This is a genomic window from Nonomuraea terrae (genome assembly GCF_044465245.1).
Taxonomy (GTDB): domain Bacteria; phylum Actinomycetota; class Actinomycetes; order Streptosporangiales; family Streptosporangiaceae; genus Nonomuraea; species Nonomuraea terrae.
The window spans coordinates 916119-930265 of sequence record NZ_JBITLL010000003.1; the positions used below are offsets into that span (position 1 = coordinate 916119).

The window sequence follows — 14147 nt, forward strand, 5'->3', positions numbered from 1 at the left end:
GACATGCTCGCGATCGTCGCAGCGATCATCTTCGGGCTCGGCTTCCTGCTCGATCTCGTAGGCGCGTCGATTCCCGGCGGGTTCTCCGGCATGACGTTCGCCCTGCTGGGGCTGGCACTGCTGGCCCTGCACCAGGCAGGCGTCGGCACGGCGAGCATCCGCACGGGGTCCGGCAACTGGCGCGGCAGAGCCCGCCGGTAACGCCGGTGGACCGAAGCCGGGGACCCGAAGCCGGGGACCCAAAACCGGGGACCCAAAACCGGGGACCCAAAACCGGGGACCCAAAACCGGGGACTCGGACGGTTGAGTGAAGCCGCCGGCGCGGCGTCCGCTGACAGGGCGCGCGCCGGCGGCCACCGACGAGGCTCACGAAAGCGGAGGAGTCAGCCGTCCTTGCCGGGGAAGCGCATGACGACCGTGCTGCCCTGAAGGCCGACCCGCAGCGTCAGGTCGGACGACAGCAGGCGGGCGACCCACAACCCCATCCCGCCCACGGCCCCCGGCATCGGCCCCGGCTTCCACACGCCGCCGTCGTGCACCTCGACGACCAGGTCCCCGCTGCTGGTCCACGTCCGCATGGACGCCGTATCGGCGCCGTGGGTGACGGCGTTGGTGGCCACCTCGTTGACGGCGATGACGAAGTCGCCGATCGCGTCCTCGGGCATGCCGGCCTGGCGGGCCTCGGTCTCGGCGAACTGCCGGACCCGCGGCAGGTCCGGCAGCGCGAAGCGGAGCTGTTTCACGGGCGCGCCGGGTGGCGGGCTCACGAGGCCCGCCTCAGGCTCTGCGCCTTCGTTCACCCGGCGACCGTCCTCGTCAGCCGACCAGCTCGGAGCGTAGCTGGTCGAGAACTTTGCGAAGGATGCGTGACACATGCATCTGTGAGATTCCGAACTCGGCCGCGATCTCGGCCTGCGTCATGTTGCCGAAGAAGCGCAGCAGGAGGATGTGCTTCTCGCGGGACGGGAGCGCGTCGATGAGCGGTTTGACGGCCTCCCGGTCGACCATGGTGCTCAGCGTGTCGTCGTCCTCGGGGATGACGTCGCCGAGCGAGGCCGCGTCGTCGTCGGTGCCGAGCGGCGCGTCGAGTGACAGGGTGCTGTACGCGGCCGAGGCGTCGAGCGTGAGCAGGACGTCCTCTTCGCTGATGTTCATCTTGGCGGCCAGCTCCGCCACGGTCGGGGACCTGCCGAGATCCTGGCTGAGGTCGGCGACCAGCCTGTTGAGCTCCGAGCGGCGTTCCTGGTAGAGACGGGGCACCCGGATGGCCCAGGTGCGGTCGCGGAAGTGCCGCTTGACCTCGCCGGTCATCGTCACGACCGCGTAGCCCCTGAACGCGTGGCCGAGGGTCGGGTCGAAGCCGTTGACGGCTTTCATCAGGCCAACATACGCGGCCTGGAGGAGGTCCTCCAATGGTTCGCCGCGGTAGCGGTAGCGTCGGGCGATCTCCATGGCGAGCGGCCTGTGCATCTCGACGATGCGCTCGCGCAGGCGTTCCTTCAGGCTGTCGGGGGTCTCCTCCTTGACCATCTCGGCCAGGAGTTCTTCCGCGGTCATGTCCTCGAGGATGTATTCCTGCACAGCCATCGCTGCTCCTCATATGGATTCGCAGGCGGCCTCCCCAAGCGAAAAAGCCCAGGCAGAGGCACGCCTCGCTCTACTCTCGAGACCAAAGCCCTCTGCTGGACCTCGGATCCAGTGTCCCCCCTCCCGCGGGAAGTATTCCTCGGTCGTGCGGTGACAGTAGGGTTGCTCCGTGACAATGCCGGAGAACGGTGAGGGGCCCCTCGCGGCCCTGCGCCTCACGTCGTCGACCGTGGACGAGATCACGGTGATCCGTGTCGACGGCGTGCTCGACGCCACGACTCGGGAGCAGTTCGCCGACTACCTGGCGATGGCTGGCGCCGACCTGATCCTCGACCTCGCCGGGGTGACGTTCATGGACTCGCGCGCGCTGGGCCTGATCGTGCACCACTGGCAGACGAGTCTCACCTCGGGGGCCAAGTTCGCGCTCATCGGGGTCGAGTACACCAAGTCCAAGGTGATGTGGATCACGGGGCTGGCGCAGCGGCTGCCGATCTACGACACCCTGGGCGACGCGCTCGCCGCACTCAAGAGCTAGGGCGACGCGCCGACTTGCGCTGGTGCTCGTCGACGAGTCTCCTGGCCAGGTCGGCCACCTTGACCTGGTGATGCTGGGAGATCCGGCGCAGCTCGTCGAAGGCGGCCTCGGCGGTGCATCCGCTGGTCTGCATGATGATGCCCTTGGCCTGGTCGATGACCGACCGGCCGGCGAGGGCCTCCTGCAGCTGGGCGGCGTCGGTGCGCACCTCCTCGAACTCCCACATGTTCGACATGGCCACGCCGACCTGCTCGGCCAGCATGTCGGCGAGCGCGTGGGCGCCCTGCGGGGAGAACGCCCCGGGCCGTACGGAATAGAGGCCGACGACGAGCAGGGCGGGCGGCACCTCGATGGGCACCACCAGCGCCGAGCGCACGCCCCAGCGGGTCGCGAGGGCGTCGTAGCGGGGCCAGCGCGTCTCTTTGAGCACGTCGGTCACGGTGGCGCGGCCGCCGCTCTGCCGGGCCTCGATGGACGGGCCCTCCCCGAGCTCGCGTTCGCCTTCGACGAGCATGATCAGCTCGCTGTGGGAGCCGGAGACCAGCACGCGGTGCTCACGCCAGTGTTCGGCGGAGGCTCCCGAACATCCCGGGACCCCCGCGGTGAGTGCCGTGGTCAGGCCGCGCAGGACGCTCTCGGTCGAGGTGTCCTCTCCCAGCCGGCCGAGTGCGGCCAGGTCACGCGCCAGCCCAGGAGTGATCATCGCGGTCGATTCCATAGCAAGAAGCTTCTACCCCTTATGGCTAGCATTATCCCGAGTGGCGTAGCGTCAGACCATGACGATGCCGGACCTCGAACACGCGCTGGACGCGCTCGCCGGGCGCGTGTCCTCGTTGCGCGAGGCGAGGACCGCCTACCCCGGTGACCTTGCGCCTATCCTCGACGCCTCGCTCGCCGAGCTCGACACGGCCGCCGAGCTGCTGGCCGAGGCACGCGAGGCGCTGCGCAAGGCCCCCAAGCGCGCGGGCGGCAAGAAGGACGGCGCGCAACGCGAGCTGAAGCTGCTGCGCCAGGTGTTCCGCGCGTTCCCCGTGCCCGTCGTCGTGCTCGACGGCGGCGGCGTCGTCCGGCGGATCAACCCCGAGACCTCCCGCATGCTGGGCAGCCCGGACGGCTACCTGGTGGGCCGGTCGTTCCCGCTGCTGGTGGACGTGTCGCGGCGGGCGGCGTTCCGCTCGCACCTGACGTCGGTGCTGCAGACGGGGCAGCCGTCGGCGTTCGAGACGAGGCTGGCGCACCAGGGGCGCGCCCACGTCGTGCAGCTCGCGTTGACCCGGCTGACGATGCCGGGCGAGCCGCAGCAGATGGTGGCGGCGGTGGCGCTGCCGACCGAGGTGCAGTTGCCCGAGCCGGGCACGCTCCGGCCCGAGCAGTCCGACGGCGCGCTGCTGCTGGCCGCGGCCCGGCGGCAGGACCTGCTGGCCAAGATGGCCGCGCTGCTGCTGGACGAGGAGGCGCTGCTGCGCCCCGTCGCGCTGCACCGCGCGACGCGGCTGCTGGCCGCCGAGTGGGCGGACTGGGTGATCGCCGACGTCATACGTGACGGGGTGCCGCGCCGTTCCGTCGTCATGGCGCCCAAGAACCACCCGCTGGGCGACCTGGTGCGGCAGGTCGAGTCCGCCGACCCGGCGGGCAGCCAGGTGGTCGGGCAGGTGCTGGAGCGCGGCTCCGGCGTGGTGCAGGAGATGGTGGACGACGAGACGCTGCTCGGCTTCTGCGCCGACGGCCCGGTGCTGACGGCGATGGGCGCGGGCTCGCTGCTGAGCGTCCCGATCGGCCGCGGGGACGGCGTGCTGACGCTGGTGCGCTCGCACGACAAGCAGCCGTACGCGCTGGCGGACCTGGCGGTGATGCAGGAGGTGGGCCTGCAGCTCGGGCTGGCGGTGCGGGCGCAGACGAGCTTCCAGAGCCGTTCGCGGGCGGCGGAGTCGCTGTCGGCGAGCGTCGCGCCGCGCAACCTGCCCGACGTGCCGGGCTACGAGGCGGCGGCGGTCTACCATCCGGGCTCGTCGGTGGGGGCCGAGTTCTACGACGTGTTCCCGGTCTCGGGCGGGTGGGGGTTCGCGCTGGGCGGCGCGGCGGGCAAGGGCGAGGAGGCGGCCTCCGTCAGCGCCATGGTGCGCGGCGGGCTGCGGGTGCTCAGCGTCTGGGAGACCGACCCCGACCTGGTGATGCGCAAGGTGAACGAGGCCCTGGTGGCGCAGGGCACCGGCATGTTCGTGATGGCGGTGGCCGGGTTCGTGAAGGGCCGCGGGATCCGCCTGTCGTCGGCCGGCCACCACCCCGCCGCGCTGCTGCAGCCCGACGGCGGCGTGCGCTTCGCCGTGGGCGGCGGCGTGCCGCTGGGCATCTCCCCCGAGGCCGAGACCGGCGTGGAGGCGCTGACGGTGGCCCCCGGCGAGACGCTGGTGCTCTACTCGGAGGGGCTCATCTCCTCCAGGAACGAACGCGGCGAGCCGTACGGCGAGGAACGGCTGGCCGACGCGCTCAGCCGGTGCGCGGGCCAGGCACCGTCCACCGTGGTCAAGGCGGTGGAGGCGGACCGGCACGCGTTCTCGGGCGGCCAGGTCTGGGACGAGATCGTGGTGTTCGCCCTGCGCGGCGTCTGATCCGCAAGGGTTTGCGAATCAGTCGAACCTGGGTATGGTCAAAGGCGTAGTACGACGTGCCTAAGACGCAGGCACACCCTTCAGGCTTTTTCACGCTGCAGAGGTGTGCCATGAACATTGCGATCGTCGCTTCCGCCAACGGCAAGCAGCGCCAGCGGATCCTGTCCGTCGCACGGGAGCTGGGGCGCGAGCACCACGTCACCATCTACTCCCGCCGTGACAACGCCGAGGACAAGCCCAAGACGCGGGTGGCCCCGGGGGTCACACTGGAGCACATCGACGTGGGGCCGGCCCTGGAGCTGACGCCCGACGACGTGGCGCCGTACCTGAACGACGTCGGCGACCATCTGATGCGGCGGTGGAGCCAGCACCGGCCGGACGTGATCCACGCGCACTCGTGGACGGGCGGACTGGCCGCCGTGGCGGGCGCGAAGGGCCTGGGGGTGCCGGTCACCCAGACGTTCCACACGGTTGACGCCACCCACATCGAGGTGGAACGGGCGCTCGGCCGCCGGGCCAACGCGGTGATCGCGGGCTCGGGCGACGAGGAGTCGGCCCTGATCCGCCTGGGGGTGCCGCGCAACAACATCGCGATCGTGCCGTACGGCGTGGACACCGAGCGTTTCCAGCGCCGGGGCGCGGTGGCCTCGAAGGGCAACCGCAGGCGCCTGCTGCACGTGGGCCCGCTGTCGATCGAACGCGGCGCCCACACCATCGTGCGGGCCCTGCAGGGGCTGGGCGACGTCGAGCTGGTCATCGCGGGCGGTCCTGAGCCAGAACAGCTGGAGCAGGACCGGGACGCGCGCCGCCTGCGCGCGCTGGCCGAGCAGCTCGGCGTGGCCGACCGGGTGACGCTGCTGGGCCAGGTCAAGCGCTCGGCGGTGCCGAAACTGATGCGCAGCGCGGACGCCGTGGTGTCGGTGCCGCGCGAGGCCGTGACGGGGATCGTCGCGCTGGAGGCGATGGCGTGCGGCGTGCCGGTGATCGCCTCGGCCGTGGGCGCGCACCTCGACTCGATCGTCGACGGGGTCACCGGGCTGCTGGTGCCGCCGGACCGGCCGGCCCGTACCGCGCGGATGGCCCGCGAACTGCTCACCGACCCGACGCTGCGGACGGCGCTCGGGTACGCGGCCGCGGACCGGGCGCGCTCGCGCTACTCGTGGGAGCGGGTCAGCCAGGAGCTGGTCCGGGTCTACGAGGCGGCCTGCGCCTGACGAGATCCGACGTAGGAGGGGCCCGGACGCCGGGCCCCTCCTCACGTGCCGGGGAGCAGCCGGGCGGCCTTGAGACCCAGGTGCAGGGCCAGGCGGTCGTCGCCGTCGCCCAGGTCGCGGTGGGTGAGGCGCTCGGCCTTGCCCAGCCGGTAGTAGAGCGTCTGACGGTGGATGCCGAGCTCCGCGGCGGTCCGCTGGACGTGGCCGCCGCGGTCGAGGTAGATCTCCAGGGTCTGGGCCAGCTCGGCGTCGAGCGCCGCGGTGCCGGCGGCCAGCTCGCGCAGGTCGGCCTGGCCGAGCCGGGCCAGCAGGCGGTGCACGCCCAGGTCCTCCCAGCGCGCGACCGGCGCGTGACGGGGGAAGTGCTCGGCGATGCGCAGCGCCTGGCGGGCCTCGCGCCAGCTCAGCCAGGCGTCCGCCGGGTCGGCCCTGGGCCCGCCGACGCCGGCCGCGGTGCCGTACGCGCTCTGGACGCTCTGCGCCACCTCTGCCGCGAGGTGGGCGGGGCTGAGCAGGGCGACCGGCGAGCCGGGGCGGGCCAGGACGCCGCGCGGGAGCGTCCAGAGGGCGGCCAGGCGCTCCTCGGACTCGCGTACGGCGATGGCGGTGACCGGGCCGGGCAGCTCGACGGTGGCGTTCGCGCGCTCCTCGGGATCGGCGGACAGCAGCGCGCGCAGCTCGCGCCCGAGGTCCTGACGGCTCCTGGCCTCCTGGGCGAGCGCGGCGGCGGCCGTGGCCACCAGCGGCGCGGCGGAGCGCAGCCGTTCGTCGGTCAGCTCCCCCGAGTCGAGCAGCCACAGGTAGCCGTAGGTGACCTCGGCGTGCCGCAGCGGCCAGCAGACCCGGGCCAGGACCTTGAGCTCGGCGTCGGCGGGGATGCGGACGGGGGCGCTCGCCCGGGCGATGCCGTAGCGTTCGAAGTATTCGCGCACCTCCCCCGTGGCGCGCCGGCGCAGGATGGACTCCTGGCGGACCGTGTCGATGTCGCCGTGCTGCGCGCCGTAGGCCAGCAGCCGGAACGATCGATCCTCCAGCGTCGCGGACGCCCCCAGCCGGGCGGCGATCTCGTCGACGATCTCTTGTAGGTCGGCGGAATTGTGCATTTGTATGACAGCGTCCCACACTGCGCGTTACGCGCGTCGATGGCCCCCTCTGACCTGGCTTTTTAGACTTGAAGCATGCTGGGTCAACTGCTGCTCGCCGCTTCCAACAGCGGCGTCGTGCGCCGCGCTGTGTCGGGCTTCCCTCTCACGAAGAAGGTCGTGGACCGATTCGTGGCGGGCGAAAGCGTCGAGGAGGCCCGCGACGCCATCGAGCGGCTGTGTGACGCCAAGCTCGCCGTGACCGTCGACCACCTCGGCGAGGAGACGCGCGACGCGCGCGCCGCCGAGGCCACCGCGAACGCCTACATCACGCTGCTGCAGGCGCTCGAGCCGCTGCGGCTGGGCGCCAGGGGCGAGGTGTCGGTGAAGTTGTCGGCCGTCGGGCAGCGGCTCGACGACGCCATGGCCCTGGAGCACGCCCGCGAGATCTGCGCCGCCGCCGCGGCCGTGGGCGCCACCGTCACGCTCGACATGGAGGACCACACCACCGTCGACTCCACGCTGGGCATCCTGCGCAAGCTGCGCGAGGACCACCCGTCGACGGGCGTGGCCATCCAGGCGTACCTGTTCCGCAGCGAGGACGACTGCCGTGACCTGTCGGCGGAGGGCTCCCGCGTCCGGCTGGTGAAGGGGGCCTACCGCGAGCCGGCCTCCGTCGCGCACCAGGGCAGGACCGCCGTGGACAAGGCGTACGTGCGATGCCTGCGGATCCTCATGGCGGGGAAGGGTTACCCCATGGTGGCGACGCACGACGATCGCATGATCGCGATCACCGAGCTGCTCGCCGACCGGTTCGGGCGGACGATCGGCGACCACGAGTTCCAGATGCTCTACGGAATCAGGACCGACCTGCAGGAGTCCCTCGCCGGGGCCGGCCACACGGTCCGCGTCTACGTCCCCTACGGCGACGACTGGTACGGCTATTTCATGCGCCGCCTGGCGGAGCGCCCGGCCAACGTCGCCTTCTTCCTTCGTGCCCTTGGGGGTAAGTAAATGGATGCCATCAGCAACGTCCCCGTGCCCGAGAACGAGCGCGTGTACGGCTACGCTCCCGGCAGCCCCGAGCGGGCCGCGCTGGAGAACCGCATCAAGGAGCTGGCCGGGGCGTCGATCGACCTGACCATGACCATCGGCGGCGAGCAGCGTCTCGGTGGCGGGCCCGCCATCGACGTGGTGCAGCCGCACAACCATGCCTCCGTCCTGGGCCGGACCAACGACGCTTCGGCCCGGGACGTGCAGGACGCCGTCGACAGCGCCCTGCGGGCCGCGCCGGCCTGGCGGGCGCTGCCGTTCGACGAGCGGGCGGCGATCTTCCTGAAGGCGGCCGACCTGCTGTCGGGCCCGTGGCGGGCGACGCTGAACGCGGCGACCATGCTGGGCCAGTCGAAGTCGGCGCAGCAGGCGGAGATCGACGCGGCCTGCGAGCTCATCGACTTCCTGCGCTTCAACGTGGCCTACGCGCGCCGGCTCTACGCCGAACAGCCGAACTCGTCGCCGGGCGTGTGGAACCGGATGGAGTACCGGCCGCTCGAGGGCTTCGTACTGGCGATCACGCCGTTCAACTTCACCGCCATTGCCGGAAATCTGCCGACCTCGGCGGCCTTGATGGGGAACGTCGTCGTCTGGAAGCCGTCGCCGACCCAGCAGTTCGCCGCGCACTTCACCATGCGGCTGCTGGAGGAGGCCGGGCTGCCGCCGGGCGTGATCAACCTGGTCACCGGCAACGGGCAGGCCATCTCCGAGGTGGCGCTGACCCACCCGGCGCTGGCCGGCATCCACTTCACCGGCTCGACCGCCACGTTCCAGCACCTGTGGCGCACGATCGGCGCGAACATCGCCTCCTACCACGGCTACCCGCGCCTGGTCGGCGAGACCGGCGGCAAGGACTTCGTGCTGGCCCACCCGTCCGCCGACCCGGCGGTGCTGTCCACGGCGCTGATCAGGGGCGCGTTCGAGTACCAGGGCCAGAAGTGCTCGGCCGCCTCGCGCGCGTACGTGCCGCGCTCGGTCTGGAACCGCATGCGTGACGACTTCGTCGCCACCGCCGAGTCGCTGACCGTGGGCGACGTGACGGCCGACCTGTCGACGTTCATGGGCGCGGTCATCGACGGCCGGGCGTTCGCCAAGCACAAGGAGGCGATCGACCGGGCGCGCGCCGCGGCGGACATCGACGTGCTCACCGGCTCGTACGACGACTCCGTGGGCTACTTCGTCAAGCCGACGATCCTGGAGTGCGCCGACCCGACCGACGAGATCTTCGTCAAGGAGTACTTCGGGCCGATCCTCGGCGTGCACGTCTACGACGACGGCGACTTCGACGCCGTGCTCGACCAGATGGAGGGCATCGCCCCGTACGCGCTGACCGGGTCGATCATCGCCCAGGACCGGTACGCGATCAACGCCGCGTCCGAGCGGCTGCGCTTCGCGGCGGGCAACTTCTACGTCAACGACAAGCCCACCGGCGCGGTCGTCGGCCAGCAGCCGTTCGGCGGCGGGCGCGCCTCGGGCACCAACGACAAGGCCGGCTCGATCTTCAACCTGACGCGATGGGTGAGCGCCCGCGCGATCAAGGAGATCTTCGTGCCGCCGACCGACCACCGTTACCCGCACATGGGCTGAGGCCCGTTGTCACCAGAAGCCCCCGGGTCCTGCCCCCGGGGGCTTCTGGCGTAATGTGCAAGATTCGTGTCGTTGACGCCATGTCCCGCCCGGGACCAGCATGGAAGGCATGCAACGACGCGTCCTGATCGTCGTCTTCCCCGGCTTCCAGCTCCTCGACATGGCGGGGCCGGCGGACGTGTTCGGCCTGGTCGCCCTGCTCTCCCCCGGCGACTGCTACCGGGTGCAGATCGTGGCCGTGCGCGCGGGCGAGGTGAGCGCGGGCAACGGCGTCACGGTCAACGCGTCGGCGCTGTCGGAGGTCACCGGGCCGGTCGACACGCTGATGGTGGCCGGCGGCATGTCCGTGCCGGAGCACGTGGCCGACCGGGAACTGGTCGCGGGGATCGCGGCGCTGGCCGGGCGCGCCCGGCGGGTGGCCTCGGTCTGCAACGGCGCGTTCCTGCTGGCCCAGGCGGGCCTGCTGGAGGGCCGCCGGGCGACCACGCACTGGCTGGCCGCCGGTGAGCTGAGCCGCCGTTACACCGGCGTCGAGGTGGACGCCGACCCGCTCTACATCGAGGACGGCCACGTCTGGACCTCCGCCGGCGTCCTGTCCGGCGTGGACCTGGCGCTGGCGCTGGTGGCCAGGGACCACGGCCACGCGCTCGCCCGCAACGTCGCCCGCGGCCTGGTCGTCTACCTGCACCGGCCGGGCGGGCAGAGCCAGTTCAGCACCCCCATGCGGGCCCTGACGCCGCGCAGCGAGCCGCTCAGGGAGCTGCAGGCCTACATCGAGGCCAACCCGGGCGCCGACCTCAGCGTGCCCGCGCTCGCCGCGCGGGCACGGATGAGCGAGCGCCACTTCTCACGCGTCTTCACCGAGCAGACCGGCATGTCACCCGGCCGGTACGTCGAACGCAGCCGCGCCGAGGCCGCCCGACGGCTCCTGGAGGTGACCGGCCTGCCGCTGGACACCGTGGCCAGGGAGTCGGGGCTCGGCTCTTCGGAGACGCTCTACCGCGTCTTCCGGCGACATTGGCGCATCACCCCCGGCGACCACCGCCGCCGGTTCCAGTCGAAGGAGAAATGACCCATGCACGCCGTCATCCCGCTCTATCCCCGGTTCACCGCGCTCGACGCCGTGGGACCGTACACCGTGCTGGCCTTCGCCCCGGGCTGGACGGTCACGTTCGCCGCCGCGCAGGCGGGGCCGGTGACCGACGACCGCGGCTCGCTCACGCTGGCCGCGACGGCCTCGTTCGCGGACGTGCCGGCGCCGGATGTCATCGTGGTCCCCGGCGGGCTCGGCACCCTGGACGTCATGGAGGACGAGGCGCTCGTCGGGTGGATCCGGCGGGCGCACGAGCACACCCGCTGGACGACCTCGGTCTGCAGCGGCTCACTGCTGCTGGGGGCGGCAGGGCTGCTCGCGGGCGCCAAGGCCACCACCCACTGGGCCGTGCTCGACCTCCTGGCAAACGCCGGGGCAGAGCCGGTGAGCGAGCGCGTGGTCGAGCACGGCAAGATCGTGACGGCCGCCGGGGTGTCGGCGGGCATCGACATGGCGCTGACCCTGCTGGCGCGGGCGGCCGACCCGGTGACCGCGCAGAGCGTCCAGCTCGTCATCGAGTACGACCCGCAGCCTCCGTTCACCAGTGGCTCCCTGAAGACCGCCCCCGAGGGCCTGGCCGAGCGCGCCCTGGCCCTGCTCACCTGACCGTCAGCCTTCCGCGACGGCGCCCAGGGGGAGGACGTCGAAGTGCACGACCACGTGCGCGACGTCCTCCCCCGGAGCCGCGTCGTCCCTGCCGTCCGACACGGCCCGGAAGCGTTCCAGCACCGCGAACACCTCGTCGCGCATCAGCTCCGTCTCCTCCGCGGTGAGCCGCAGCGACCGCCGCCCGTACGCGCCGGCCTCCAGCCACTCCTGCGGCGCCTGATCCGCCGCGCGCCGCCAGCGGGCCAGCTCCGCGCCTCGCTGCCGCACGAGGTCGTCGAGGAGGCGCTCCATCGCGCTCACCGCCTCGGGGTCGCCGGCGGGCGGCTCGCCGTAGGAGAAACCGCCGGGCGTGACGCGCCAGTACTTCTCCTTGCCCCGCCCCATCCCCGGCACGATCTCGATCATGCCGTGCCGGGCCAGCTCACGCAGGTGGTAGCTGGTCGCGCCGGTGTTCTGCCCCAGCAGGCCGGCGAGCCGGGTGGCGGTGGAGGGGCCGTGCTCGTCGAGCAGCTCGTACATCCGCAGCCGCAGCGGATGGGCGAACGCCTTCAGGGCGTCCGCGTCGAGCGTCCGGGCGGAGAAGCTCTTGCTCGCCATAGTGTGCAAGCATATCTTTGCAAAGAAATCTATGCACGCTTGGGAGTGAACCCGTGGGACGTTCGTTCGGGTACCTGTGGTGGTCCACGGGAGCGTCCAACCTGGCCGACGGCGTCCTGAAGATCGGCGCGCCGCTGCTCGCCGTCTCCCTGACACGCTCGCCCGCCCTCGTGTCCCTGGTGGCCGCCGCGGGCACGCTGCCCTGGCTGGCGCTGGCCCTGCACGCGGGCGCGCTCGCCGACCGCGCCGACCGGCGCCGGATCATGGTCGCCGCGAACCTGGCCAGGACCGCCGTGCTCGCCGCCGCCGCGCTGGGGGCCTGCCTCGGCCTGCTCAACCTGTGGCTGCTGGTCGCCGCCGTGCTGCTGGCAGGCGTGTGCGAGGTCTTCGCCGACCTGACGGCGCAGTCCGTCCTGCCCATGACCGTCGCCCGGGAGGACCTGACGAAGGCGAACGGCCGCGTGTCCACCGCCCAGATGATCGGCAACGACTTCGCCGGCGCCCCTGTGGCGGGCCTGCTCGTCGTGGCCCTGCCCGCCGCCGTCTTCGGCGCTCCCGCCGTGCTGTACGCCGCCGCGGCCCTGCTGCTGCTCGGCATGCGGGGCGCCTACCGGCCCGCCGCCCCGGCGGGCGGACGGCGCCCGCTGCGCCGGGAGATCGCCGAAGCGCTGCGCTACCTGTGGTCGCACCGGATCCTGCGCAGCCTCGCGATCACGGCCGGCCTGCTCAACATGGCCAACTCCGCATACTTCGCGGTGTTCGTGCTGTGGGCGGTCGGCGACGAGTCGCGCATGGGGCTGGAACCGGGCCAGTACGGCCTGATGACCGCGGCCTTCGCCGTCGGAGCGGTGCTCGGCTCGCTGCTGTCCGCGCGGGTCTGCGCCCTGTTCGGCGAGGTCAGGACGCTCCTCGGGGCCTGGCTGGCGACCAGCCTGCTGCTCCTGGCGCCCGTGGCCGTGCCGTCGGCGTGGGTGCTCTACCCGACCGCCGTCCTGTGGGGGATGACCGGCGCGGCCGGCAACGTCCTGGTGATCTCGACGCGGCAGCGGCTCATCCCGGCCGAGCTGCTGGGCCGGGTCAACTCGGCGTACCGGCTGATGGGGATGGGCGGGATGCCGCTCGGCGCGGCGCTCGGTGGTCTCGCGGCCGAGGTTGCCGGGATCGGCGTGGTGCTCACGGGCGCGACGGTGGTGTGCCTGGCCGCGGTCGCGCTGGTGTGGCGCGCCCTGTCGGATCGAATTTCCGGCACCCTGACCAGCGAGCCCACACTTGCTGACATATCCAGATCACGTTAGGCACGCACGGAAGCGCGGCGAAGTGACATGATTATCCCCGAGCATGAGGGGATGGTATGCGGAAGATCGGCGGACGGTACCTCCTGCACGAGGAGGCCGGTCGTGGGGGTATGGGAGTCGTCTGGCGCGCCTTCGATCAGCTTCTCCACCGTACGGTGGCGCTGAAGGAGCTGACCTTGGCCGGGGAGGCCGAGATGGTGCGCCGCCGGGTGCTGCGCGAAGCCCGGATGGCCGCGGGGCTGACGCATCCCAACATCATCACGGTGCACGACCTGATCGAGGAGGGCGGCAAGCTCTGGATCGTCATGGAGTACCTCGACGGGCTGTCCTTGCATCAGCTGCTCTCACAGGTGGGCACGCTGCCCGCGCAGTCGGTGGCGGCCATCGGCCAGCACCTGCTGGCGGCGCTGCGTACCGCCCACCAGGCGAGCGTGCTGCATCGTGACGTGAAGCCCGCCAATGTCATGCTGACCGGCGACCGGGTGGTGCTCACGGACTTCGGCATCGCGACGGCCGAGGGCGACATCCGGATGACGACGTCGCGGCGGCTGCGGGGCACGCCGGCGTTCATGGCCCCCGAGCGGCTGCACGGGGGGCCGGCCTCCAAGGAGGCCGACATGTGGTCCTTCGGCGCCACGCTCTACAGCGCCATCGAGGGCCAGCCGCCCTATCCGGGCCAGGACGCGGCGACGGTGCTCGCCATGGCGCGCAGCGGGCCGTACCCGCCGCCGCGTCGGGCCGGGGTGATGCGTCCGCTCATCGAGGGCCTGCTGCACCACGACCCGGTGCGCAGGTTCACGCCGGAGCAGACGGCGACACTGCTGGCGGGCATGCGGGCGAGCGCGTACCAGGCGGCCATCTGAGAGGGGCGGGCCCGGCCCGCCCC

At 72.0% G+C, this 14147-nt stretch carries 15 protein-coding genes; 10 read left to right on the forward strand and 5 right to left on the reverse strand.

The window, feature by feature from the left end:
- Positions 1-3: 3 nt before the first annotated feature.
- Entirely contained in the window at positions 4-201 is a 198-nt protein-coding gene (locus ACIBP6_RS16685) for a hypothetical protein (protein ID WP_397052968.1), read from the forward strand.
- Positions 202-383: 182 nt separating this feature from the next.
- Here ACIBP6_RS16685 and ACIBP6_RS16690 read toward each other — a convergent pair whose 3' ends face one another.
- Together ACIBP6_RS16690 and ACIBP6_RS16695 are read right to left on the reverse strand one after the other, a co-directional pair.
- Positions 384-800, reverse strand: a complete 417-nt coding sequence (locus tag ACIBP6_RS16690; RefSeq protein WP_397052969.1) for an ATP-binding protein — start codon at positions 798-800, stop codon at positions 384-386.
- Between the two features lie 16 nt (positions 801-816).
- Complete coding sequence (locus ACIBP6_RS16695) at positions 817-1587, reverse strand: SigB/SigF/SigG family RNA polymerase sigma factor (protein ID WP_132623693.1); 771 nt, start codon at positions 1585-1587, stop codon at positions 817-819.
- Between the two features lie 175 nt (positions 1588-1762).
- On the opposite strand from ACIBP6_RS16695, the gene ACIBP6_RS16700 reads away from it, so the two are divergent.
- The gene (locus ACIBP6_RS16700; protein WP_397053404.1) at positions 1763-2122 is read left to right on the forward strand and encodes an STAS domain-containing protein; all 360 of its coding nucleotides are present in this window, start codon (positions 1763-1765) and stop codon (positions 2120-2122) included.
- On the opposite strand, the gene ACIBP6_RS16705 is transcribed toward ACIBP6_RS16700, so the two are convergent.
- Positions 2112-2840, reverse strand: a complete 729-nt coding sequence (locus ACIBP6_RS16705; protein ID WP_397052971.1) for an ANTAR domain-containing protein — start codon at positions 2838-2840, stop codon at positions 2112-2114. The genes ACIBP6_RS16700 and ACIBP6_RS16705 overlap by 11 nt on opposite strands.
- A 58-nt stretch (positions 2841-2898) precedes the next feature.
- Between ACIBP6_RS16705 and ACIBP6_RS16710 the strand changes: the two genes are divergently transcribed.
- Together ACIBP6_RS16710 and ACIBP6_RS16715 are read left to right on the forward strand one after the other, a co-directional pair.
- Entirely contained in the window at positions 2899-4731 is a 1833-nt protein-coding gene (locus ACIBP6_RS16710; protein WP_397052973.1) for a SpoIIE family protein phosphatase, read from the forward strand.
- A gap of 110 nt (positions 4732-4841) precedes the next feature.
- On the forward strand, positions 4842-5945 hold the full coding sequence (locus ACIBP6_RS16715; protein ID WP_132619374.1) for a glycosyltransferase: 1104 nt from the start codon (positions 4842-4844) through the stop codon (positions 5943-5945).
- 41 nt (positions 5946-5986) lie between these two features.
- On the opposite strand, the gene ACIBP6_RS16720 is transcribed toward ACIBP6_RS16715, so the two are convergent.
- On the reverse strand, positions 5987-7048 hold the full coding sequence (locus ACIBP6_RS16720; RefSeq protein WP_132619376.1) for a PucR family transcriptional regulator: 1062 nt from the start codon (positions 7046-7048) through the stop codon (positions 5987-5989).
- A 75-nt stretch (positions 7049-7123) separates the two neighbouring features.
- On the opposite strand from ACIBP6_RS16720, the gene ACIBP6_RS16725 reads away from it, so the two are divergent.
- The 4 genes from ACIBP6_RS16725 to ACIBP6_RS16740 all read left to right on the forward strand — a co-directional run bounded on the left by ACIBP6_RS16725 (position 7124) and on the right by ACIBP6_RS16740 (position 11366).
- Positions 7124-8041: a proline dehydrogenase family protein gene (locus ACIBP6_RS16725; RefSeq protein WP_397052975.1), complete on the forward strand. Its 918-nt coding sequence runs from the start codon at positions 7124-7126 to the stop codon at positions 8039-8041.
- Positions 8042-9667: an L-glutamate gamma-semialdehyde dehydrogenase gene (gene pruA / locus ACIBP6_RS16730; protein ID WP_397052977.1), complete on the forward strand. Its 1626-nt coding sequence runs from the start codon at positions 8042-8044 to the stop codon at positions 9665-9667.
- A 109-nt stretch (positions 9668-9776) separates the two neighbouring features.
- The gene (locus tag ACIBP6_RS16735) at positions 9777-10739 is read left to right on the forward strand and encodes a GlxA family transcriptional regulator (protein WP_397052979.1); all 963 of its coding nucleotides are present in this window, start codon (positions 9777-9779) and stop codon (positions 10737-10739) included.
- A 3-nt stretch (positions 10740-10742) separates the two neighbouring features.
- Complete coding sequence (locus ACIBP6_RS16740; protein ID WP_397052981.1) at positions 10743-11366, forward strand: DJ-1/PfpI family protein; 624 nt, start codon at positions 10743-10745, stop codon at positions 11364-11366.
- 3 nt (positions 11367-11369) lie between these two features.
- Here the strand turns inward: ACIBP6_RS16740 and ACIBP6_RS16745 are convergent, their stop codons facing one another.
- A complete protein-coding gene (locus ACIBP6_RS16745; protein ID WP_397052983.1) occupies positions 11370-11966 on the reverse strand; it encodes a helix-turn-helix domain-containing protein in 597 nt (198 codons plus the stop codon).
- A gap of 53 nt (positions 11967-12019) precedes the next feature.
- Here ACIBP6_RS16745 and ACIBP6_RS16750 point away from each other — a divergent pair, with 53 nt between their 5' ends.
- Together ACIBP6_RS16750 and ACIBP6_RS16755 are read left to right on the forward strand one after the other, a co-directional pair.
- Positions 12020-13261, forward strand: a complete 1242-nt coding sequence (locus ACIBP6_RS16750; RefSeq protein WP_397052985.1) for an MFS transporter — start codon at positions 12020-12022, stop codon at positions 13259-13261.
- A gap of 56 nt (positions 13262-13317) precedes the next feature.
- Positions 13318-14124, forward strand: a complete 807-nt coding sequence (locus ACIBP6_RS16755) for a serine/threonine-protein kinase (RefSeq protein ID WP_397052987.1) — start codon at positions 13318-13320, stop codon at positions 14122-14124.
- The last annotated feature ends 23 nt before the right edge of the window (positions 14125-14147 follow it).

Coding starts and splice junctions, on each gene's coding strand:
- ACIBP6_RS16685 (WP_397052968.1), top strand. CDS start 4: ATGCTCGCGATCGTCGCAGCGATCATCTTCGGGCTCGGCTTCCTGCTC.
- ACIBP6_RS16695 (WP_132623693.1), bottom strand. CDS start 1,587: ATGGCTGTGCAGGAATACATCCTCGAGGACATGACCGCGGAAGAACTC.
- ACIBP6_RS16700 (WP_397053404.1), top strand. CDS start 1,763: ATGCCGGAGAACGGTGAGGGGCCCCTCGCGGCCCTGCGCCTCACGTCG.
- ACIBP6_RS16705 (WP_397052971.1), bottom strand. CDS start 2,840: ATGGAATCGACCGCGATGATCACTCCTGGGCTGGCGCGTGACCTGGCC.
- ACIBP6_RS16710 (WP_397052973.1), top strand. CDS start 2,899: ATGACGATGCCGGACCTCGAACACGCGCTGGACGCGCTCGCCGGGCGC.
- ACIBP6_RS16715 (WP_132619374.1), top strand. CDS start 4,842: ATGAACATTGCGATCGTCGCTTCCGCCAACGGCAAGCAGCGCCAGCGG.
- ACIBP6_RS16720 (WP_132619376.1), bottom strand. CDS start 7,048: ATGCACAATTCCGCCGACCTACAAGAGATCGTCGACGAGATCGCCGCC.
- ACIBP6_RS16725 (WP_397052975.1), top strand. CDS start 7,124: ATGCTGGGTCAACTGCTGCTCGCCGCTTCCAACAGCGGCGTCGTGCGC.
- pruA (WP_397052977.1), top strand. CDS start 8,042: ATGGATGCCATCAGCAACGTCCCCGTGCCCGAGAACGAGCGCGTGTAC.
- ACIBP6_RS16735 (WP_397052979.1), top strand. CDS start 9,777: ATGCAACGACGCGTCCTGATCGTCGTCTTCCCCGGCTTCCAGCTCCTC.
- ACIBP6_RS16740 (WP_397052981.1), top strand. CDS start 10,743: ATGCACGCCGTCATCCCGCTCTATCCCCGGTTCACCGCGCTCGACGCC.
- ACIBP6_RS16745 (WP_397052983.1), bottom strand. CDS start 11,966: ATGGCGAGCAAGAGCTTCTCCGCCCGGACGCTCGACGCGGACGCCCTG.
- ACIBP6_RS16755 (WP_397052987.1), top strand. CDS start 13,318: ATGCGGAAGATCGGCGGACGGTACCTCCTGCACGAGGAGGCCGGTCGT.